Raw genomic sequence first — 23,151 nt, 5'->3', positions numbered from 1 at the left:
CGTCACTGATGACTGAGCGACATCGACAGCAAACGCGCGGTGATATCGACGATCGGAATCACGCGGTTGTACGCCATGCGCGTCGGGCCGATCACGCCGAGCGTGCCGACGATTTTCCCGTTGACCTCGTATGGCGCCGTCACGACGCTCATTTCCTCGATCGGCACGAGATTGCTTTCTCCGCCGATGAAAATCTGCACGCCTTGCGCGTGACTCGATACATCCAGCAATTGCAGGAGGCTCGTCTTTTGGTCGAACAAATCGAAAAGCTTGCGCAGCCGCGCCATGTCGGACGAAAGGTCCGCCACTTCGAGCAGGTTGCGCTCGCCGGAAATCAGCACGGTGTCAGTGGGGTCCGTCTCGGCGGTGCTCGCGACCACGGCCGCCTGCATGAGCGCGGTCATGTCGCCGCGCAACTGATCGATTTCCTCGCGCAAACGGCGGCGTACTTCGTCGAAGGACAGGCCCGCGAAATGCGCGTTGATGTAATTGGAGGCTTCTACGAGTTGCGAAGGCGAATAGTCGCGTTGCGTGGCCATCATGCGGTTCTGCACGTCGCCTTCGGGCGTCACGATGATGAGCAGAATGCGCTTGTCCGACAGCCGCATGAACTCGATCTGCTTGAACATGTGGCTCCGGCGCGGCGTGAGCACGACGCCCGCGAACGAAGACAGATTGGACAGCACGCTCGCCGCCGCCGCGACGATCTTCTGCGGCTCCTCGCCTTGCAGGCGAGTCTTGACCGCGGTGGTCATGGCCTCGTCTTGCGGTGCTTCTACAGTCAGCATCGTGTCGACGAAGAGCCGGTAGCCGCGCGGCGTGGGAATGCGTCCCGCCGACGTATGCGGGCTCGCGACCAGCCCGAGGTCTTCGAGATCCGACATGACGTTGCGGATGGTCGCGGGGCTCAGTTCGAGGCCGGAATGACGTGATAACGTGCGCGAACCGACCGGCTGACCTTCGGCGATGTAGCGCTCGATCAACGTTTTGAGGAGGGTTTGTGCACGTGGGTCTAGCATGGGGAAATTTTAGCTCAACGTGTCGGATAGCGGCGAGCCGCGCCGGGTGGTCGGCATTCAACGTCCGCTCCATTCTAGCGACAAACGGCGAGCCTGCCCGCGTCATGCCGCACGGTCTCGTCGCGGCGCGCCCGGCGGCCATCGCCCACGGTTCTTTTCGCTCTCTGACTATGGTGTAATGCCGGCATGGAAATTGGCCAATTCAAGACCGTCGCCCTCGTGGGGCGCACCAACACGCCGGGCATCGAGGCGCCGCTGAGATCGCTCGCCGATCTCCTCAGGAGCCAGGGCTTCGAGGTCGTCTTCGAGGCGGGCACCGCGAAAGACGTCGGCGTGACGGAGTTCCCGGCGCTCTCCATCGCGGAGATGGGCGCGCGCGCGGACGTTGCAATCGTGCTCGGCGGCGACGGCACGATGCTCGGCATCGGACGGCAGCTCGCGCCGTATAAAACACCGCTCATCGGCGTGAATCATGGCCGGCTCGGCTTCATCACCGACATTCCGCTCAAGGCGATGCAGGAAATCGTCCCGCAAATGCTCGCCGGCCAGTTCGAGCGCGAGGAGCGCAGCCTGCTCGAAGCGCGCATCGTGCGCAACGACAAGCCGATCTACCACGCGCTCGCGTTCAACGACGTCGTGGTGAATCGCAGCGGCTTCTCCGGCATGGCGGAGCTGCGCGTGTCGGTGGACGGCCACTTCATGTACAACCAGCGTTCCGACGGACTGATCGTCGCGACGCCGACCGGCTCGACCGCCTACGCGCTGTCGTCGGCGGGGCCGATCCTGCATCCGCAATTGCAGGGCTTCGTGCTCGTGCCGATCGCGCCGCATTCGCTGTCGAACCGGCCGATCGTGCTGCCCGACGATTCGAAAGTGACCATTCAGATCATCGGCGGTCGCGACGTCAACGTGAACTTCGACATGCAGTCGTTCACCGCCGTCGAACTGAACGACGCGATTGAAGTGCGGCGCTCGAAGCATACGGTGCCGGTGCTGCATCCGGTCGGCTACAGCACGTACGCCACGCTGCGCAAGAAGCTGCACTGGAACGAGCATCCGTCGCAGGATTCGTCCGCTCTCTGATCTGCCAGAACTTCCTTCCCCGAAGCGTCCATGCTCCGTCATCTTTCCATTCGAGATTTCGTCATCGTCGCCACGCTGGATATCGATTTCGATCCAGGCTTCACGGTCTTTTCGGGTGAAACCGGCGCGGGCAAGTCGATCCTCATCGACGCCCTCGCGCTCACGCTCGGCGCGCGCGGCGACGCGAGCGTCGTGCGCGCCGGTCAGGCGCGCGCCGACATCACCGCCGAATTTTCGACGCATCCGCTCGTCGTGCGCTGGCTGGACGAACACGCGCTCACGCAGGACGCCGATTCGGTCATGCTGCGGCGGGTGATCGATTCGGGCGGCCGCTCGCGAGCGTTCATCAATGGCACGCCCGCGACGCTCGCGCAGTTGCGCGAAGTCGGCGAAATGCTCGTCGATATCCACGGCCAGCACGCGCATCAATTGTTGATGCGACCGGACGCGCAACGCGAACTCTTCGACACGCACGCGCAGTTGCTCGACACGGCCGGCGCGGTGAATCGTGCCTGGCGCGCGATGCGCGACGCGCAGCAAGCCGTCGAGACCGCCCAGAATCGCGACCGCGAGCTGCAACTGGAACGCGAGCGTCTCGCGTGGCAACTGAGCGAGTTCGACAAGCTCGCGCCGCAGCCCGGCGAATGGGAAGAAGTGAGCGCGGAGCATCATCGGCTGTCGCATTCGGCGAGTCTCATCGACGGCGTGCAGGGTGCGCTCGGCGCGCTCTCCGAATCCGACGAAGCGATGATCTCGCAGCTCGGCGCCATCATCTCGAAGCTGCGCGGCCTGTCCGATATCGATCCCGCGTTGAACGACGTGCTCGCGTCGCTCGAACCGGCGGAAATCCAGTTGCAGGAAGCGTCGTATTCGCTATCGCACTACGCGCAGCGGCTGGAGCTCGATCCTGACCGGCTCGCGCAAGTCGAAAAACGCATGGAGCAACTGCACTCGACCGCGCGCAAGTTCCGCCTTCAACCCGAAACGCTGCCGGAAGAACACGACGCGCGCCGCCGCCAGCTCGCCGAACTCGATGCCGCCGCCGATCTCGATGCGCTCAACGCCGCCGCCGAGAAAGCGAAGAGCGAATATCTCGCGCAAGCCAAGGTGCTGTCCAAGGCGCGCGCGAAGGCCGCGAAAAATCTGTCGAAAGCGGTCACGGAAGGCATGCAGGAGCTGTCGATGGCAGGCGGCAGCTTCGAGGTCGCGCTCGTGCCGCTCGCCGAAGGCGGCGCGAACGGGCTGGAGCAGATCGAATTCCGCGTCGCGGGACACGCGGGCGTCGCGCTGCGGCCGCTCGCGAAAGTCGCGTCGGGCGGCGAACTGGCGCGCATCAGTCTTGCGCTCGCCGTCATCGCGAGCACGGCGAGTCCGACGCCCACGCTCATCTTCGACGAAGTGGACACGGGCATCGGCGGCGGCGTCGCGGAAGTGGTCGGGCGTCTGTTGCATCAGCTCGGCCGCGACCGTCAGGTGCTGTGCGTCACGCACTTGCCGCAAGTGGCCGCGCGTGGCGATCAGCATTTCCAGGTCGCGAAATCGTCGGACGATGCGGGCGGCACGGTGAGCACGGTAAAGCAACTCGATCGCGCAAAACGCGTGGAAGAAGTCGCGCGCATGCTCGGCGGTCTCGAAATCACCGCGACCACCCGCAAGCACGCGAAGGAAATGCTGGCGGCTTAAGCATCCGCGTCAGCCCGCCGACGCCACTGCGAACACGCGGTCCCACAGCGCCGTCACCGCGTCGCGTTCGGTCTGAACCGTGGCCGGATCGACGCGCGCCTTTTCCATACCGTCGAGCCGCAGCGTGTGCTGCAGCTTGCGGTACTGGCGATACGCCGCGCCGATCGCATCGGCTTCTGCTTCGGCGATCAATCCGCTTTTCGCGGCGATCTTCAACAGCGTGATATTCCCCGCGTTGCGCAGAAACTCGCGATGCTCGCGCGCGTGCAGCAACACCCAGTACTGAACGATGAACTCGATATCGACCATGCCGCCGCGATCGTGCTTCAGATCGAACAGGTCGCTGCGATTCGGATGGCCATCGGCGACGCGCTGGCGCATCGACACGATCTCGCGCGCGAGCGCGGCCGCGTCGCGTTCCATGACGAGCACGTCGGCGCGAATCTGCTCGAACTCCGCGCCGATTTCGGCATCGCCCGCGCTGTAGCGTGCGCGCGAAAGCGCCTGATGCTCCCAGACCCACGCCGTGTTCGCCGCGTCGCCCTCGCGAATCTGATAGCGGCGAAACGATGCGAGGTCGGTCACGAGCAGGCCCGATTCGCCATTCGGCCGCAGACGCAAGTCGACGTCGAAGAGCGTGCCCGCGCCCGTCGCCGACGTGAGCCACGTAATGAGGCGGCGCGTGAACATCGCGTAGATGTCGGAGGCCGCGTCGTCGGGATCGTCGTACAGAAAGATGAGGTCGAGGTCCGACGCGTAGCCCAGTTCCTTGCCGCCGAGCTTTCCGTACGCGATGACCGCAAAGCGCGGCGTCTCGCGATGCCGCTTCGGGAACTGCTTCCACACGGTCTGCACGGTGACGTCGAGCACGGCGTCGGCGAGTTCGGAGAGACGGTCGCTCACGTGCTCGACGCTCAGATGCCCGGCGAGATCGATCAGCAGAATGCGAAATACTTCGGCCTGATGCGCGTGACGCAGCAGATCCATTTGATGTTCTGCGTCCTCGGCGGCATCGAGCCGTGCGATCAGCGAGCGTTTGAACGCGGCCCAGTCGAACGGGCTGGCGATGGCTTCGTCGTCGAGCAATTCATCGAGCAATTGCGGATGGCGGATCAGATAGCCCGCCGCCCAGCGCGACCCCGACAGCACCGAGAGCACGCGCGCGAGCGCCGCCGGATATTCGGTCAGCAGCGCGAGATACGCGCCGCGCTTGGCCGTCGCTTCGAGCAGATCGAAAAGCCGCATGATGGTGTCGGCGCGGCGCGGCGCATCGATCGACTGCACGGCTTCTATCGAGCGTTGCGCGACGATATCGAAGCGTTCGCGGCTCTGCGACGGCAAGCCGGCGTAACGCGCCGAATTCCACACGCCCGTCAGACGTGCGAGCACCGGCGCCGGGTCCGCGAAGCCGAGTTCCATGAGGCGCGCGGCGAGCTCTTCCTGCGCGGAATCGTCGGCGAGCGCGCCGCTCCAGATCCACGACGCCACCGAATCCTCCGCGACGCCGCAGCCGCCCTGCCCGCTCACCTTGTCGGCGAAGATCGCGTCGAACTGCTGCTCGACGAGCTCGCGATGCGCGTCGAGTGTTTCCATCAGCGCGGCGTAGTCCGCGAAGCCGAGCGATTTCGCGAGCAACGCGCGCTCGTCGTCGGCGACGGGCATCGCGTGCGTCTGTGCATCGTTGCGGTATTGCAGCCGGTGCTCGACCGTGCGCAAAAAGAGATAAGCGTCGGACAGCGCCTTGCACACCTGCGGCGCGAGCAGGCCATGCGCAGCGGCGCGTTCGAGCACCGCGAGCGTCGGACGAATGCGGAAATCCGCTGCCTGTCCGCCGCGAATCAACTGAAATACTTGCGCGCTGAATTCGATCTCGCGAATGCCGCCGCGCCCGAGCTTGATGTCGTCGGCCTTGTCGGGGCGCATCGACGCGCGCCGCCGCGCTTCCTGCCGAATCTGCTGATGCAGCGAGCGGATCGCGGCGATCACGCCGTAATCGAGATAGCGCCGGTAGATGAAGGGCGTCGCGATGGCTTCGAGCTGCTTCGCGAGACGCTTCGCCGAATCGCTCTTCGTCTCCGAGATGAGCCGGCCCTTGATCCACGCGTAGCGCTCCCATTCGCGGCCCTGCACGTAGAAATACTCTTCGAGCATGCCGAGACTGCACACGAGCGGGCCGGAGTCGCCGTTGGGACGCAGCCGCATGTCGACGCGAAAGACGTAGCCGTCTTGCGTCATTTCCGCGAGCGCGCCGATCAGCCGCCGGCCGAGCCGTGTGAAGAATTCCTGCGTCGGGAGTGCCGAGCGCGTGCCGCCCGAGGTTTCGCCGTCCTCTTCGTAGACGAAGATCAGATCGATATCCGACGATGCGTTCAGCTCGCGCCCGCCCAGCTTGCCCATGCCGACGACGCCGAGCGTGAGCCGCTCGCCGTCCGGTCCGCGCGGCTCGCCGAAGAGCGCTTCGAGATCGGCCGACAGCACCGCCAGCGCGCGCTGCACCGTGACTTCGGCGAGATCGGTCATCGCGCCGGTGACTTCGGCGACATCGGCGGTGCCCGCGAGATCGCGCTCCATCACCGTGCAGAACACTTCGGTCCGCAAGCGGCGCAACGCGGTCTTGAGCGCGGCTTCATCGAGCACGCCGCTTTCGGTGCAAGGCGTGCAGTGCGCGTCCAGCCGCGCTTCGATCCACCCACGCGTGATGCGCGTCTGCGCCCATTGCGCGACATTCGACGCCAGTTCGGGACGCGCCGAGTACGCGCGCGCCGCATAGTTGGAATAATCGGAACTGAGAAGAGTTGCGTCGGTCATGAAAGGTTAGGTTCGCTCATTGCTTCCGGAAAGGCATCGCGGTATAACACCGCGCCGCAAGTCTTGCCGGGCGCGGCTCAGCGAGCCTCCACGAGTGCGCAGGCAGCGGCCGTCGCCGCAATGCCCGTGTTACATTTCAGCGTCAAACACGCAAAACTACCATATCGCCGAACAGCAGCAGCATGTCCGACAGCAGACGATCCGTCGACCCGACCGAAGTTGGACAAGCCAGGCCCAGCGGCAACGCCGAGCGCGTGCTTGCGCGCGTCTTCAAATTCCTTCTCGTCATTGCGGCCATCGCGTATTTCGCGGTGGCGGGCGTGTATGTCGGCCTGCGCTATATCGTCATGCCGCAGGTCGATTCGTTCCGGCCGCGGATCGAGCAACTCGTCTCATCGCAGATTCACGCCCAGTTGCGCATCGGCAGGATTTCCGCGAGATGGTCCGGGCTCTCGCCGACGATCGATATCGACAACCTGCGCATCGACGCCGCCGATGGCTCGCCGGGCCTCGCCGTGCCGCACGCGAGCGCGAGCATCGCGTGGGGATCGCTGCTGCATCTGCGGCCCAAGCTCGCCGATCTGACCGTCGACGGACCCGATGTCATCATCGCGCGCAACGCCGATGGCGCGGTTACTGTCGCGGGCGTGCCGATTCCCACGCATCGCACCGGTTCGAACGCATTCACGACCTGGCTGCTCGGCCAGGACCGCATTCTTCTGCGCGATGGCACGCTGCGCTGGCGCGACGCGCAGCGCGCCGCGCCCGAGATCGCGTTCAAGCGCCTGCACCTCGCGATCGTCAACGACGGCGCGCGTCATCGGCTTGCGCTCAAGGCGCCCGCCGATGGCGACGTGCTGCACGGCCCGCTCGATTTCCGCGCGGACTTCCGTCATCAACCCTTCTCGGCGATGGGCGCGCCCGCGAACTGGACCGGCCGTCTCTACGTTTCGACCGGTCCCGTCGATCTGCCGACGCTCGCGCGCTACGTGAAGCTGCCGTTCCAGATGTACAGCGGCCGCATCAACAACCAGATCTGGCTGAACTTCGCGGGCGGCCAATTGCAGAACGCGACCGGCGACCTGACCGGCGCGAACGTCGCGCTGCGCACGCGCCCGACGCAGCCGCGCCTCGATCTTCCGATCGCCAGCTTCAACTGGAACATCGACAAAAGCGACAACGCGTACACGCTCGATCTGCGCGACCTGCACGCGGAGTTCGGCCAGTTGCCGCTCGACGACGGCACGCCGGTCGCGCGTCTGCTCGTGTCGCGCGCGCTGACGGCCACGTACCGGCTGCCTTCGGTCGGCAAGGGGCAATTGCTGCGGCTGACGGGCGATAGCGTCGATATCGGCATCCTCGCGGAATTCGCGCGTGCGCTGCCGCTGCCGGCGAAGCTCCTCAACGAGCTCGTGCGCTTCAATCCGCGCGGCCAGGTGTCCGATTACACGATCTACACCGAGCGCGCCGCGCCGAAGACCGAGGAAGAAGCGCAGCAGCAGCGCAAGAAAGGCGACGCGCCGCTTCTGCACTACGCGTTCAAGGGCGATCTCAACGGCCTGAGCGTGCAGGCGCAGGAGCCGCCGCCCGGGCTCACGATCAACAACCATCCGCGCGCCGGCATTCCGGGCGTCGAGAATCTGTGGGGCAGCGTCGACGCGAACGAGAAAGGCGGCCACATCACGATCGACACGAAGAACGTCGCCGTCACCGTTCCCGGCGCGTTCGACGATCCGCGCCTCGTCTTCGATTCGCTGCAAGGCCGCGCGCGCTGGACCGTCGCCGATGCGATCGCGCCCGGCGAACTGCGCCGCGCGTTCACGCTGCATCTGGAGACGCTGCGCGTGAAGAACGCGGATGCCGAAGGCGAGGCCACCGCGGACTACTGGAATCAGGGCCACGGGCGCGGCAATCTCGATCTGAAGGCGAAGGTCTCGCATCTGAAAGTGACGAGTCTCGTGCGCTATCTGCCGACGAGCCTCAACGAGCGCGTGCGCGTCTATCTCGGCCATGCGCTGCAGGCGGGCGTCGCGAAGAACGGGACGATCGAAGTGCACGGCGATCTCACGCGCTTTCCGTACGCGAAATTTCCCGATGCGGGCATCTTCCGCATCGAGGCGCCGTTCACCGGCGGCAAGTTCGATCCCACGCCCTTCCCGCCGCGCAAGATGGCCAACGGCCTGCCGAACTTCTGGCCGGCGTTCGAGGGTATCGACGGGACGTTCACGCTCGCGCAGAACAAGCTCGGCTTCGTTATCGGCCGCGGGCATTATCGTGGCGTCAAGGTCTCGAAGGTCGTCGGGCGCATCGACGATACGGGCAATCGCGAAACCAAGCTGTGGATCGACGGCAAGGCGCGCGGCCCGCTCGCCGACATGCTGAAGTACGTCGACGACAGCTCGCTCGGCCTGATGGCGAAGCACGCGACCCGCAAGATCGACGCAAAAGGCAACGCGGATCTCGCGCTCACGCTCGGCATTCCGCGCTATCGGCCGCCCGCGCCGCAGCCGCCGATCAAGCCGGAGTACAAAGGCTCGCTCACCTTCGCCGACAACGAAGTCAGGTACGCCAATCTGCCGCCGCTCTCGCATCTGCGCGGCCGTGCCGATTTCGCCGCGAAAACCGTCACGCTCAATGGCCTCTCGGCGCAATTGCTCGGCGGCGATGTGCGCGCCAAGGGCGGCGTGCAGGCGGACGGCAGCTATGCGTTCGACGTGAACGGACGCATCGGCGCGGATGCCGCGGGCCGCCTCAACAAGCCGATGACGCCGCAAGTCGCGGCTTTCATGAAGCGCATCGACGGCGCCGCGCCTTACGAGATGCACGTTCACGGCGTCAAGAACGCGCTGCCGGTCGTGCAGGCGAGTTCGGATCTGACCGGACTCGGCATCGATCTGCCCGCGCCGTTCGGCAAGGCGAAAGGCGCGCCGATGCCGCTCACCTTCAGCTTCCAGCCATCATCGGGCGGCGCGCCGGATCTGCATGACGCGCAGTTGAACGTCGGCCCGGTGGCCGCGCATTACGTGTTTCAGCAGATCGGCAAGGCTCAGGTCAAGATCGATCCGCAGAACGTCGCCGAGCCGATGAACATGCGCGCGCGCGTGAAGGTCGTGCGCGGCGCGATCGGCCTGAACAAGCCGGCGGATTTGCCGGCCGAAGGCGTGAGCGCGACCGCCGATCTGAACGAATTCGATGCCGATGCCTGGCGCAAGACTTTCGCCGAACTCAGCGCCGCGATGCCTGACTCGCCCGCCGACTCGCCCGCCGACGCGAACGCGCCGCGCGCACCGATGAGCGAGAACGTGAAGCAATTCATCCCAACGCGCGCCGCCATCCATTTCACGACGCTCAATCTGCTCGACCGGCGCTGGGAGAACGTCGCGATTGCCGCGAGTGAAAGCGAGACCGATCGCACATGGCAAGCGAACATCGCGTCGAATCAGATGTCGGGCGATGTCTCGTGGACGCCCGGCGCGAAGAAGGAAAGCCCCGGCGCGTTGCAGGCGCGCTTCGCGAAGATCGTGATTCCGGAGAAGAAGGAGCACGATGCCGCCGGCAAGCTCGTGATGAAGCCGCCGCGCAACATGCCGACGATCGATCTCATCGTGAACGAGATCGTGTTCCGCGACCACGACCTCGGCCGGCTCGAAGTCGACGCACATAACGAAGTCATCGCCGATGAGCCGATCTGGACGCTCGACAAACTCGAACTCGCGAACCCCGACGCGACGCTCACCGCGAACGCGACGTGGCGCACGCTGCCGGGCGGCGTCGTGCAGGCCGCCGCGCAACCGGACGCGATGCGCAGTCAGGCCGATGACGTCACTCCGCGCCGCACGTCGCTCAACTTCAAGCTCGACGTGAAGAACGGCGGCCAGTTGATCGACCGTTTCGGCGCGCCGCACGTGGTCGGTTCGGGCAGCGGAACCGTGTCGGGTCACGCGGCGTGGAACGGCGGGCCGACTGCCGTCGACGTGAACACGCTCGATGGCAACGTCGCCGTCGATCTGCGTCACGGGCAGATTCTGCGTGCGCCGGGCTCGGCGAAGTGGCTCGGCGTCTTCAGCCTGCGCAGTCTCGCGAGCCTGTTGACGCTGCATTTCGAGGATGTCGTCGGCAAGGGCCTGCCGTTCGAGAAGATCACCGGCAACGCGACGATCGTCGATGGCATCAGCCGCACGGACGACTTCCTGATGGTCACGTCGCCGGCGCGCGTGCAGATGCAGGGCATCGTCGATATGCCGAAGCAGACGCAAGACCTCCACGTCAAGGTGATTCCGACCGTCGGCGCCGGCGCGGTCGCACTGGGCGCGGCGGTCATCAATCCGCTGCTCGGCCTCGGCGCGCTCGCCGCCGATCTCGCGCTGTCGGCGTCGATTCAGAAAGCGTTCGCGCTCGACTATTCGATCACCGGCTCGTGGAGCAAACCCGTCGTTAAGCGGCTCACTGGCGATCAGGGTAAGATCGAAACACCCCCCGCCGCCGTGGCTCCGGCCGCTGCCCGCTGAAAACGGGCGTTCGGCGGCGCGGTTTTCGTCCCCTTTTTAGACAGCGCACCCAAGACATGAGCGAAAGATCGAGCGAAAGCGCGGCCCCGTTTCAGGTCGCCGCGCTGCAGATGGTCAGCGCGCCGGACCGCGACCGGAATCTCGCGGACGCCGGACGGCTTATCGCCCAGGCTGCGCGAAGCGGCGCGCAACTGGTGCTCCTGCCCGAATATTTCTGCTACATGGGTTTCAAGGACACCGATAAGCTCGCGATCCGCGAAACGCCGGGCGACGGGCCGATCCAGCGGTTCCTTTCCGACGCGGCGCGCGAACACGGCGTATGGATCATCGGCGGGACGTTGCCGTTGCAGTCGCCGGAACCGGATCGCGTGATGAACACGACGCTCGTCTTCGATCCGCGCGGACAGCAGGTCGCGCGCTACGACAAGATTCATCTGTTCAATTTCGAAAAGGGCGAGGAATCGTTCGACGAAGCGCGCACGATCTGTCCGGGGAACGAAGTGCGCTCATTCGACGCGCCGTTCGGACGCGTGGGATTGTCGGTGTGCTACGACCTGCGCTTTCCGGAGTTGTATCGAAAGCTCGGCGATTGCGCGCTGATGGTCGTGCCATCCGCGTTCACTTACACGACCGGCCGCGCGCACTGGCAGACGCTGCTCACGGCGCGCGCCGTCGAGAATCAGTGTTATGTGCTCGCGGCGGCGCAAGGCGGCAATCACGAGAACGGACGGCGCACGTGGGGTCACAGCATGCTGATCGATCCGTGGGGCGAAATCGTCCATGTGAAGGATGAAGGACCGGGCGTCGTGATCGGCGGCATCGATCTGCAGCGCATCGCCGCCGTGCGACAGAGTTTGCCGGCTTACCGGCATCGCGTGCTCCGTTGAAGCGCGCGCGAACTTGAAGACGCGGGTTTCTCCCCGCACATGATGTGAGCGAATCGGAACGTAGAATAGGCTGCAAATCGTCTGCAAATATCATCGAACTCGTCACAGAACACGCAATAGGCACCGCATGAATATCATCGAACCCGGCATTCGTAACCTGGTCACGGCGAAGGACGTTTTGCTCACGCCCTACGGCCTCGACGAAGGCCTGATCACCCGCACGCTGGCGGAAATCTTCACGCATCGCGTCGATTACGCGGATCTCTATTTCCAGTCCACGCGCAGCGAAGCGTGGAGTCTCGAAGAAGGCATCGTCAAATCGGGCAGTTTCAGCATCGATCAGGGCGTCGGCGTGCGCGCCGTGTCGGGCGAGCGCACCGCGTTCGCGTATTCCGATGACCTCTCGCCCGAATCCATCCGTCAGGCCGCGATCGCCACGCGCGCGATCGCCAAGGCGGGCGGCGGCAAGCACAAGATCAAGCCGGCGAGCACGCTTACGGGCGTGTCGGGCCGCGATCTTTATCTCGCCGCCGATCCGCTGCATTCGCTCGACGCCACCGCCAAGGTGAAATTGCTGGAACGCGTCGAGCAAATGGCGCGGGCGAAAGATCCGCGCATTACGCAAGTGATGGCCGGCATGGCCGGCGAATACGATGTCGTGCTGGTCGCGCGCAGCGACGGCGCGCTCGCGGCGGATGTGCGCCCGCTCGTGCGCGTCTCCGTGACGGTGATCGCCGAGCAGAACGGCCGGCGCGAAATCGGCACCGGCGGCGGCGGCGGGCGTTTCGACTACGGCTATTTCACCGACGCGATCCTCCAGAAGTACGTCGACGATGCCGTGCATGCCGCGCTCGTCAATCTCGAAGCGCGCCCTGCTCCGGCCGGCGCGATGACCGTCGTGCTCGGGCCGGGCTGGCCCGGCGTGTTGCTGCACGAGGCGGTCGGACACGGCCTGGAGGGCGATTTCAACCGCAAGGGCTCGTCGGCGTTCGCGGGACGCATCGGCGAGCAGGTCGCGGCGAAGGGCGTCACCGTCGTCGATGACGGCACGCTGCCGAATCGGCGCGGCTCGCTCAATATCGACGACGAAGGCAATCCGACGCAGTGCACGACGCTGATCGAAGACGGCATTCTCAAGGGCTACATTCAGGATTCGCTGAACGCGCGCCTGATGAAGATGCCGGTGACGGGCAACGCGCGCCGCGAATCGTACGCCGCGCTGCCGATGCCGCGCATGACCAACACGTACATGCTCAACGGCGACAAGGATCCGCAGGAGATTCTGGCGTCGGTGAAGAACGGCCTGTATGCGGTGAACTTCGGCGGCGGTCAGGTCGATATCACCAACGGCAAGTTCGTGTTCTCGGCGTCCGAGGCGTACATGATCGAGAACGGCAAGATCACGTATCCGGTGAAGGGCGCAACGCTGATCGGCAGCGGGCCTGAGTCGCTCAAGTACGTGACGATGATCGGCAACGACATGTCGCTGGATAGCGGCGTCGGCGTCTGCGGCAAGGAAGGACAGAGCGTGCCGGTGGGCGTCGGTCAGCCGACGTTGCGTATCGAGAAGATGACGGTCGGCGGCACGGTCTGATGGCCCACCGCGTGCATGCGGGATTTCCGCATCGATCGGGCGTGGATGTACCGTCTTTGTTTCGTTCGATGCGGATTGTCCGCGTTCTCGTAGCTGCGGGGTTGTCAACGCCGTGCGTTTGAGGTTATAAAAGCAGTCACAACTTTTTTGACACGCCTTCGATCCATCATGTCCGCCAAGTTTTATTTTTATTTTTTTTGGCATCTCAGACCGCTGGCGGATCGAGAGGGTGAGTCGTACACAGGTTGAAAGACCGAATTCCCGAAAAAACCGCCAGCGAGTCTGGCGGTTTTTTTTCGTCTCATAGTTTGATTAGAACGCTGCCGTTGGAGAACCGACATGCCCCCGCACAACACCGATGACGTTCGTATCCGTGAACTGAAAGAGCTGACCCCGCCCGCGCATCTGATCCGCGAATTCCCCTGCGCCGAGCCGGTTTCGGAGCTGATCTATAACGCGCGGCAGTCGATGCACCGCATTCTTCATGGGATGGATGACCGGCTGATCGTCATCATCGGGCCTTGCTCGATTCATGATCCCAAGGCCGCTATGGAATACGCGGGGAAGTTGATCGAGCAGCGTAAGCGTTTTGCGGGTGAGCTGGAAATCGTGATGCGCGTGTACTTCGAAAAGCCGCGCACGACCGTCGGATGGAAGGGGCTCATCAACGATCCGTATATGGATAACAGCTTCAAGATCAATGATGGATTGAGGGCTGCGCGGGAACTGCTCATGCATGTCAATGAGCTTGGGCTTCCGGCTGGGACTGAATACCTCGACATGATTAGCCCGCAGTACATCGCCGATCTGATTTCTTGGGGAGCGATCGGGGCTCGAACGACGGAATCGCAGGTTCATCGGGAATTGGCTTCGGGGCTGTCGTGTCCTGTTGGGTTCAAGAATGGCACTGACGGAAATGTAAAGATCGCCGTCGACGCGATTAAGGCGGCTTCGCAGCCGCATCATTTTCTTTCAGTGACCAAAGGCGGGCATTCCGCGATTGTTTCCACTGCGGGGAATGAGGATTGCCATATTATTTTGCGCGGAGGGAAAGCGCCTAATTATGATGCTGCGAGTGTGGATGCGGCTTGCTCGGATATCGGGAAGGCGGGGTTGGCGGCGCGTCTGATGATCGATGCGAGTCATGCTAATAGCTCGAAGAAGCATGAAAATCAGATTCCGGTCTGTGAGGATATTGGTAAGCAGCTTGCGGCTGGAGATGAGCGGATTGTCGGCGTGATGGTGGAATCGCATCTCGTTGCCGGGCGGCAGGATTTGAAGGAAGGGTGCGAGTTGACGTACGGGCAGAGTATTACCGATGCCTGTATCGGGTGGGATGAGAGTGTCGGCGTGCTTGAAGGACTGGCGGAAGCGGTGAAGCAGCGGCGGGTTGTGAGGGGTGGAGGAAACTAGTAACTCTACTCTTGCGGAGGTGCGGAAAAAGATAATTCGCACCTCGCCTAAAGATCCTTTTTCAAAACGGGATCTGATGCCTCAATCGCGCCTTAAAGTTAGTTAAATAAATCGCATGATCTTCGTACAGTTTGATTTTTATGCGCGACTCAACTGTCCGGAGAGTTGATTTTCGGCAATCTTGGCAGAGTGCAACATTAATATTTGCCTTCAACGATACAAGGACGAAGAATTTTTCTTGACTGAGCAAGACCCAGCCAATCTGAAAAAACGCTCACTGCCCCGCGAAGCTAACATGCCAAGTATTTCCGCATAGGTGAAGCGCAAATCAGCATGCAGTTGATTCGCCCGCTCCGCTTCATGAATCGATAGATGAACTGGTAACGAGGTACGTACATGCTCAAGACCTAGCGCCGCCACAACGCATCCTCGCCACCGTCAGCACGGTTTAAGATCCTCGCCAGTACGAACATCAAATCCGACAACCGATTCACATACCTCCGCGGCGCCTCATTAACCCCAGCAGTTTCAATGCGCCCCAACGCGACAATAGCCCTCTCTGCCCGACGGCAGACAGTGCGCGAGACATGCGCCAGCGCCGCCGCCCTTGACCCACCCGGCAAAATAAATTCCTTGAGCGGCGGCAATGTCGCGTTGTACTCCTCCAGCCATGCGTCTAATTGAGCGAGATGCGATTCCTGAATCATCGAATGCCCCGGAATCGACAACTCCCCGCCCAAGTCAAACAAATCGTTCTGGATCCGAGTTAAAGCATCGCGCACATCTGAAGGCATCGGCTCACACAGAAGGACGCCGATACACGAATTCAACTCATCCACATCCCCGATTGCAGCAATTCTCGCATCGTCCTTGGAAACGCGGCTTCCATCGCCCAGCCCGGTCGTTCCATCATCGCCGGTACGCGTGGCGATCTTGCTCAAGCGGTGACCCATCATCGACTCCTGAAAAGCGGACAAAAACCCCGACCCATTATAGGCACGCGCCTCCGCGCGAAGCCCGCGGCGCCGACCGGCTCCCCGACGGCGTAAAATGAGATACAAAGCCACGCCCAGAACAGAAACCAAAGCCGCACCGCCCGGAGACACGCACGTGAATCACCCGACCGAACATCAGGCGCTTCAGAAACGCCCCTTCCCCGCCGCGCTTCTCGATGCCCTGAAGCAGCAATTCGCCGACCGCGTCTCCACTGCGCAAGCAGTACGCGAACACCACGGCCGCGACGAATCGCCGTTCGATCCGCAACTTCCCGACGCCGTCGTCTTCGCGCGCAGCACCGACGAAGTGCAAACCATCGTCAAGCTCTGCGCCGAACACGACGTCCCGATCATCCCCTACGGCAACGGCTCGTCGCTCGAAGGCCATCTCCTCGCGGTGCAAGGCGGCGTCTCCATCGATTTGTCGGAGATGAACCAGGTCGTCTCGATCAACGCCGAAGACCTCACCGTCACCGTGCAGCCCGGCATCTCGCGCAAGCAACTGAACGAAGCGCTCAAAGACACCGGCCTCTTCTTTCCGATCGATCCGGGCGCGGACGCGAGCATCGGCGGCATGTCCGCGACGCGCGCCTCCGGCACCAACGCCGTGCGCTACGGCTCGATGCGCGAAAACGTCCTCGCGCTAACCGTCGTCCTCGCCGATGGCCGCGTCATCAAAACCGGCACGCGCGCGCGCAAATCGTCGGCGGGCTATGACCTCACGCGTCTTTTCGTCGGCTCGGAAGGCACGCTCGGCGTCATCACCGAAATCACCGTGCGCCTCTATCCGCAACCCGAAGCGATTTCGGCGGCCGTGTGCGCGTTTCCGTCGCTGGGCCACGCCGTGCGCGCCGTCATCGAAACCATTCAGATGGGCGTGCCGATCGCGCGCGTCGAATTCGTCGACAAGCTCGCCGTGCGCGCCATCAACAAGCATTCGAATCTGACGCTACGCGAATCGCCGATGCTGTTCTTCGAATTCCACGGCACCGAATCCGGCGTCGCGGAACAGGCGCAGACGGTGCAGGACATCGTCGCGGAAAACAAAGGCGAGGACTTCGAGTGGGCGACGCGCCCCGAAGATCGCAGCCGTCTCTGGAACGCGCGCCATTCCGCCTACTTCGCGATGCTGCAACTGAAGCCCGGCTGCCGCGCCGTCACGACCGACGTCTGCGTGCCGATCTCGCGCCTCGCCGAATGCGTCGAGGAAACGGAGAAGGACCTGCAAGGCTCGTACTTGCCGAGTCCGATCGTCGGGCATGTGGGCGACGGCAATTTCCACGTCGCGATGCTGCTCGATCCGGCCAAGCCCGAAGAGCTCGAAGAAGCCGAGCGCATCAATCGGCTCATCGTCGGACGCGCGCTGAGGATGGGCGGCACCTGCACCGGCGAACACGGCGTCGGGCTGCACAAGATGGGCTTTCTGATCGACGAACACGGCGAGGACGCCGTCGACACGATGCGTGCCATCAAGCAGGCGCTCGATCCGAAGAATCTGATGAATCCGGGAAAAATCTTCGCTTTCGAAGGCTGACGAAGTCGCGCAAGATGCACGCATGAAGACGCGGCGCCGACCGCGCGGTCATCGAACAAGGAGGAGACGTGAACGCACCCGACGAGCTCAAAGCCGAGCAGATGTCGCCGAATCTGCCGCACGAAGACGCGCCCGCGCTGACCGAAGATCAGCTCGCCGCGCGTCAGCGTGAAGTCGTGCAGGCGCTGATGGCCGTGCTGCCGACGCACTGTCTGCTCTTTCGCGAGGAAGACACGGCCGCGTACGAATGCGACGGCCTCGCCGCGTATCGGCGTTTGCCGCTCGCCGTCGCGCTGCCTGAAACTGAAGCGCAGGTGCAGCGCGTCGTGCAGATCTGCGCGCGTCTCGCCGTGCCGATCGTTCCGCGCGGCGCGGGCACCGGCCTCTCCGGCGGCGCGATGCCGATCCGCCACGGCATCGTGCTGTCGCTCGCGCGCTTCCGGAAGATCATCGAGGTCGATCCGTACGCGCGCACGGCGACCGTGCAACCGGGCGTCCGCAATCTCGCCATTTCGGAAGCCGCCGCGCCGTTCGGCCTCTACTACGCGCCCGATCCGTCGTCGCAGATTGCGTGCACGATCGGCGGCAACGTCTCCGAAAACTCGGGCGGCGTGCACTGCCTGAAATACGGGCTCACGGTTCACAACGTCCTGCGCGTGCGCGCGGTGACGATGGACGGCGATGTCATCGAATTCGGCTCGCTCGGCCCCGATGCGCCCGGCCTCGATCTGCTCGCGGTGATGATCGGCAGTGAAGGCATGTTCGCGATCGTCACGGAGATCACCGTCAAGCTGATTCCGAAGCCGCAGACCGCGCAAGTCATCATGGCGAGCTTCGACGATGTCGTGAAAGGCGGCAACGCGGTTGCCGCGATCATCGCGGCGGGCATCATCCCGGCCGGACTCGAAATGATGGACAAGCCCGCGACGCGCGCCGTCGAGGAATTCGTCAACGCGGGCTACGATCTCGACGCCGCCGCGATCCTGCTATGCGAATCCGACGGCACGCACGATGAAGTCGCCGAGGAAATCGTCCGCATGACGGCGGTGCTGCGCGAACACGGCGCATCGCGCATCCAGATCTCGCGTTCAGAAGCCGAGCGCCTCAAGTTCTGGTCGGGCCGCAAGAACGCGTTTCCGGCGGCGGGCCGCATCTCGCCGGACTATTACTGCATGGACGGCACCGTGCCGCGCCGCGCGATCGGGCCGCTGCTCGCGCGCATCGAAGAGATGGAGAAGAAGTACGCGCTGCGTTGCATCAATGTGTTCCATGCGGGCGACGGCAACATGCATCCGCTGATTCTCTTCAACGGCAACGATCTCGACGAGTGGCATCGCGCGGAAGCGTTCGGCTGCGACATCCTGGAGGCGTGCGTCGAACTCGGCGGCACGGTGACGGGCGAGCATGGCGTCGGCATCGAGAAGATCAATTCGATGTGCGTGCAATTCTCGCCCGAAGAGCGCGACGCGTTCTTCGCCGTGAAGCGCGCGTTCGATCCGCCGGGTCTGCTCAACCCCGACAAGGGCATTCCGACGCGCGCGCGCTGCGCCGAATACGGCAAGATGCACGTGCGCGGCGGCCTGTTGCCGCACCCCGAGTTGCCGCGCTTCTAGCCGGGAGAACGCGTTCCGCTATCCACGTTTCCCCGCGTGTGGCGCCGTTAAGCGGCCGGTACAATCGACCGGACTGCCATAGAAAACCAGAATTCGAGAGCGGAACACCCATGGAACAGGACGACGTCGTCGCCGGCTGGTCGGAGAGGATCGCCCGGGCCACAGAAACCGGCACGCTGCTGCGTATTCGCGGCGGCGGCACGAAGGACTGGTACGGTCAAACGCTCCAGGGAGAGATCCTCGACACGCGGGCGTATCGCGGCATCATCGCGTACGATCCGGCGGAGCTCGTCATCACCGCTCGAAGCGGCACGCCGCTCGCCGAAATCGAAGCCGCGCTGCGTGAGCACAATCAGATGCTGCCGTTCGAGCCGCCGCATTTCGGGCGCAACGCGACGCTCGGCGGCTGCATCGCCGCGGGGCTTGCGGGCCCGCGACGCGCATGGACCGGCGCGCCGCGCGACTTCGTGCTCGGCGCGGTCGTCATGAACGGCCACGGACAAGTGCTGCACTTCGGCGGGCAAGTCGTGAAGAATGTCGCGGGCTATGACGTGTCGCGCCTGCTCGCCGGATCGCTCGGCACGCTTGGCCTGATTCTCGAACTGTCGATCAAGGTGCTGCCGCGCCCCGTCGCCGAAGCCACGCTGAAATTCGACATGCACGCGACAGACGGCGTGCGCAAGCTCAACGAATGGGGCGGGCATCCGCTGCCGATCTGCGGCAGCGCGTGGCGCGACGGCACGCTCGCGCTGCGTCTCGCGGGCGCCGAAGCCGCCGTGAAAACCTCGCGCAACACGCTCGGCGGCGAGGTCGTCGATGCGGTCGAAGCCGACCGATTCTGGATCGGCATGCGCGAACAGACCGATCCGTTCTTCGCTGTCATCGAACCGCGTTCGGCGCTGTGGCGGCTCGCCTTGCCGTCGATCGCCGAGCCGCTGCATCTGCCGGGCGCGCAACTGATGGAATGGGGCGGCGCGCAACGCTGGTGGATCACCGACACCGATCCGCAAACCGTGCGCATCAGCGCGAAACAGGCGGGCGGCCACGCGACGATCTTCCGCGCCGGCTCCGCCTACGATCGCAATGCAGGCGTTTTCACGCCGCTGCCCGCGCCGCTCATGAAAATTCACCGTGGATTGAAAGTTGCGTTCGATCCGGCGCGCATCTTCAATCGCGCGCGTTTGTATCCAGACTTCTAGGCGCATCGATGCAAACCAATCTCGCCGATTTCATCCGCGGCACGGCCGATGGCGACGAAGCCGACGCCATTCTGCGCAAGTGCGTGCACTGCGGCTTCTGCACGGCGACCTGCCCGACGTATCAGTTGCTCGGCGACGAGCTCGACGGGCCGCGCGGGCGCATCTATCTGATGAAGCAGATGTTCGAAGGCGCGCCCGTCACGCGCAGCACGCAACTGCATCTGGACCGCTGCCTCACCTGCCGCAATTGCGAAAGCACGTGTCCGTCCGGCGTGCAATACGGCAAGCTCGTCGAGATCGGGCGCAAGGTCGTCGAAGAAAAGGTCGAGCGGCCGATGCGTCAGCGTCTGCAACGGCGTCTGCTCGCAAGCTTCCTGCCGAACAGCACGCTCTTCACGCCCGCGATGAAGCTCGGTCAGCAGTTCCGCGGCATTCTTCCGCGCAAGCTGCGCGCGAAGATTCCGCTGCCCGAGCGCCCGCTCGCCGCGCCGACCAACAAGCACGAACGCAAGATGCTGATGCTCGCCGGATGCGTCCAGCCGGCGATGATGCCCAACGTCAACACCGCGACGGCGCGCGTGTTCGACGCGCTCGGCATCGAGATCGTCACGGCGCCGGGCGCGGGCTGCTGCGGCGCGATCCGCCTGCATCTCGGCTACAACGACGACGCGCTCGACGACGTGCGCAACAACATCGACGCATGGTGGCCGTATGTCGAAAACGGCGTCGAGGCGATCGTGATGAACGCGTCGGGCTGCGGCGCGACCGTCAAGGAATACGCGCATCTGCTGCGCAACGATCCGGCGTACTCGGCGAAGGCGCAAAAGATCGTCGATCTCACGCGCGATCTCGCCGAAATCCTGCCGATGTACGAAGAAGAGCTGGTCGCGCTCGCGCGGCGGCGCGGCGTGCATACGGTCGCATTTCATCCGCCGTGCACGCTGCAGCACGGGCAGCAGATTCGCGGACGCGTCGAGCATCTGCTGACCGCGCTCGGCCTCGAAGTGCGCCTGCCTGCGGACAGCCATCTGTGCTGCGGATCGGCGGGCACGTATTCGGTCTTGCAGCCGAAGCTCTCGTACACGCTGCGCAATCAGAAGCTCGACCGGCTGGAAAAGCTGGAACCGCAGATGATCGTGTCGGCGAATGTCGGCTGCATCGCGCATCTGCAAAGCGGCACGTCGACGCCCGTCACGCACTGGATTCAACTGCTGGAACATCTGCTGTACGGTTGAGGCCGCTTCGTATAATGAGCGGCTCGACCGTCCCGAGCCTCAAGCATGTCCATCGCCCAACATCTCGAAGAAGTCCGGCAACGCATCGCGAAGGCGGCGCACGAAGCGTCGCGCGATGCGGATTCCGTCAAGCTGCTCGCCGTGTCCAAGACCTTTCCCGCCGACGACGTGCGCGCCGCCTTCGAAGCCGGCCAGCGCGCGTTCGGCGAGAACTACGTGCAGGAAGGCATCGCGAAGATCGCCGAGCTCGCGGATCTGCGCGGCGAAATCGAATGGCATTTCATCGGGCCGCTGCAATCGAACAAGACGAAGGTCGTCGCCGAGCAGTTCGACTGGGTGCATTCCATCGATCGCCTGAAGATCGCCGAACGTCTTTCCGCACAACGTCCGCCAAGCGCGCCCGCGCTCAACGTATGCGTGCAGGTGAACGTGAGCGGCGAGGCATCGAAGAGCGGCGTCGAACCGGATGAGGCCGCCGCGCTCGCGCATGCGGTCGCCGCCCTGCCGGGCTTGCGTCTGCGCGGCCTGATGGCGATTCCCGAACCCGCCGAAACACTCGACGCGCAACGCGAACCGCACGCGCGCCTGCGCGAACTGATGAACGCGCTGCGCGCCGACGGCCTCGATCTCGACACGCTGTCGATGGGCATGTCCGCCGATCTCGAAGCGGCCGTGCTCGAAGGCGCGACGATGGTCCGCATCGGCACCGCGATTTTCGGCGCGCGCAATTACACCAACTGACTTCGTCATCAACCATGAAAATTGCATTCATCGGCGGCGGCAACATGGCCGCGGCGCTCATCGGCGGTCTCATCAAGCGCGGCACGGCGCCCGCTGACATCTATGCCATCGACATCAACGACGAAGCGCGCGCGCGCACGGCGAAGCAGTTCGGCATCGCGACGGGCGCGGCTGTCGACGAAGCGCTCGCCGGCTACGACGCGATCGTGCTCGCGGTGAAGCCGCAAGTGCTCAAGAGCGTGGCCGAAGCGCTCGCGCCGCATCTGTCGAAGCAGACGATCATCAGCATCGCGGCCGGCATTCGCGCGACGGATCTTTCGCGCTGGCTGAACGGCTACGCGCAGATCGTGCGCACGATGCCGAACACGCCCGCGCTGATTGGCATGGGCGTGACGGGGCTCGCCGCGCTGCCTGGCGTCGCCGATGCGGCGAAGGCGCTCGCGTCGCAAGTGCTGGAAGCGGTCGGCACGGCCGTCTGGTTCGACGACGAAGCGAAGCTCGACGCCGTCACCGCGATCTCCGGCAGCGGCCCGGCCTACGTGTTCTATTTCATCGAAGCGATGCAGGAAGCCGCGCGCCAGCTCGGTATGGATGAGGAGCAAGGGCGCGCGCTCGCGGTCGCGACCTTCACCGGCGCGGCGCAACTCGCCGCGCAATCGGGCGAGCCGGCGAGCGTGCTGCGCGAGCGCGTGACGTCGAAGGGCGGCACGACGGCGGCGGCGCTCGCATCGTTCGAGGCGCAAGGCGTGAAGGATGCGATCGTGCGCGGCGCGCTCGCGGCAGAAGCGCGGGCGAGAGAGATGGGGGATGAGTTGGGCGGGGCTTGAGGGCGCCGCGCT

15 protein-coding genes are annotated in these 23,151 nt (G+C 64.3%); 12 read left to right on the top strand and 3 right to left on the bottom strand.

Translation table 11 applies throughout. The annotated features are described in order from the left end of the window. Positions 1-2: 2 nt before the first annotated feature. Positions 3-1,019, bottom strand: coding sequence for a heat-inducible transcriptional repressor HrcA (gene hrcA, locus NCS03_RS02430; protein WP_008351475.1), 1,017 nt, complete (start codon positions 1,017-1,019; stop codon positions 3-5). A gap of 186 nt (positions 1,020-1,205) precedes the next feature. On the opposite strand from hrcA, the gene NCS03_RS02425 reads away from it, so the two are divergent. Continuing rightward, complete coding sequence (locus NCS03_RS02425) at positions 1,206-2,102, top strand: NAD kinase (RefSeq protein ID WP_008351476.1); 897 nt, start codon at positions 1,206-1,208, stop codon at positions 2,100-2,102. Between the two features lie 30 nt (positions 2,103-2,132). Further along, positions 2,133-3,785, top strand: a complete 1,653-nt coding sequence (gene recN / locus NCS03_RS02420) for a DNA repair protein RecN (protein ID WP_250528718.1) — start codon at positions 2,133-2,135, stop codon at positions 3,783-3,785. A gap of 9 nt (positions 3,786-3,794) precedes the next feature. Here the strand turns inward: recN and glnE are convergent, their stop codons facing one another. After that, complete coding sequence (gene glnE / locus NCS03_RS02415) at positions 3,795-6,593, bottom strand: bifunctional [glutamate--ammonia ligase]-adenylyl-L-tyrosine phosphorylase/[glutamate--ammonia-ligase] adenylyltransferase (RefSeq protein ID WP_175979811.1); 2,799 nt, start codon at positions 6,591-6,593, stop codon at positions 3,795-3,797. Between the two features lie 182 nt (positions 6,594-6,775). Between glnE and NCS03_RS02410 the strand changes: the two genes are divergently transcribed. From NCS03_RS02410 to aroG, 4 genes are all read left to right on the top strand, one after another. Continuing rightward, entirely contained in the window at positions 6,776-11,101 is a 4,326-nt protein-coding gene (locus NCS03_RS02410) for a YhdP family phospholipid transporter (protein WP_250528717.1), read from the top strand. A 56-nt stretch (positions 11,102-11,157) separates the two neighbouring features. Then, positions 11,158-11,988: a carbon-nitrogen hydrolase family protein gene (locus tag NCS03_RS02405; RefSeq protein ID WP_250528716.1), complete on the top strand. Its 831-nt coding sequence runs from the start codon at positions 11,158-11,160 to the stop codon at positions 11,986-11,988. Positions 11,989-12,115: 127 nt separating this feature from the next. Beyond that, positions 12,116-13,582 (top strand): metalloprotease TldD, encoded by a 1,467-nt coding sequence (gene tldD, locus NCS03_RS02400; RefSeq protein WP_008351481.1) that lies wholly within the window; start codon positions 12,116-12,118, stop codon positions 13,580-13,582. Positions 13,583-13,921: 339 nt separating this feature from the next. Then, positions 13,922-14,995 carry a 3-deoxy-7-phosphoheptulonate synthase AroG gene (gene aroG, locus NCS03_RS02395; RefSeq protein ID WP_244807690.1) on the top strand — a complete coding sequence of 358 codons (1,074 nt, stop codon included), beginning with the start codon at positions 13,922-13,924 and terminating at the stop codon, positions 14,993-14,995. Between the two features lie 407 nt (positions 14,996-15,402). On the opposite strand, the gene NCS03_RS02390 is transcribed toward aroG, so the two are convergent. After that, complete coding sequence (locus NCS03_RS02390) at positions 15,403-15,948, bottom strand: cob(I)yrinic acid a,c-diamide adenosyltransferase (protein ID WP_250528715.1); 546 nt, start codon at positions 15,946-15,948, stop codon at positions 15,403-15,405. Positions 15,949-16,105: 157 nt separating this feature from the next. On the opposite strand from NCS03_RS02390, the gene NCS03_RS02385 reads away from it, so the two are divergent. The 6 genes from NCS03_RS02385 to proC all read left to right on the top strand — a co-directional run bounded on the left by NCS03_RS02385 (position 16,106) and on the right by proC (position 23,139). Next, complete coding sequence (locus NCS03_RS02385) at positions 16,106-17,524, top strand: FAD-binding oxidoreductase (RefSeq protein ID WP_250528714.1); 1,419 nt, start codon at positions 16,106-16,108, stop codon at positions 17,522-17,524. 101 nt (positions 17,525-17,625) lie between these two features. Next, a complete protein-coding gene (locus NCS03_RS02380; protein WP_033536577.1) occupies positions 17,626-19,137 on the top strand; it encodes an FAD-linked oxidase C-terminal domain-containing protein in 1,512 nt (503 codons plus the stop codon). 110 nt (positions 19,138-19,247) lie between these two features. After that, complete coding sequence (gene glcE / locus NCS03_RS02375) at positions 19,248-20,336, top strand: glycolate oxidase subunit GlcE (RefSeq protein WP_250528713.1); 1,089 nt, start codon at positions 19,248-19,250, stop codon at positions 20,334-20,336. Positions 20,337-20,344: 8 nt separating this feature from the next. Beyond that, positions 20,345-21,571, top strand: a complete 1,227-nt coding sequence (glcF, locus tag NCS03_RS02370) for a glycolate oxidase subunit GlcF (RefSeq protein ID WP_008351491.1) — start codon at positions 20,345-20,347, stop codon at positions 21,569-21,571. A gap of 45 nt (positions 21,572-21,616) precedes the next feature. Beyond that, positions 21,617-22,312, top strand: a complete 696-nt coding sequence (locus NCS03_RS02365) for a YggS family pyridoxal phosphate-dependent enzyme (RefSeq protein WP_034470643.1) — start codon at positions 21,617-21,619, stop codon at positions 22,310-22,312. A gap of 14 nt (positions 22,313-22,326) precedes the next feature. Continuing rightward, positions 22,327-23,139, top strand: a complete 813-nt coding sequence (gene proC, locus NCS03_RS02360) for a pyrroline-5-carboxylate reductase (RefSeq protein WP_250528712.1) — start codon at positions 22,327-22,329, stop codon at positions 23,137-23,139. The last annotated feature ends 12 nt before the right edge of the window (positions 23,140-23,151 follow it).

The sequence above is a fragment of the Caballeronia sp. ATUFL_F1_KS4A genome (genome assembly GCF_023630905.1).
In the GTDB taxonomy this organism is placed as follows: domain Bacteria; phylum Pseudomonadota; class Gammaproteobacteria; order Burkholderiales; family Burkholderiaceae; genus Caballeronia; species Caballeronia zhejiangensis.
Note: the sequence above shows the minus strand (reverse complement) of the source record. Positions and strands in the feature narration are given on the sequence as shown.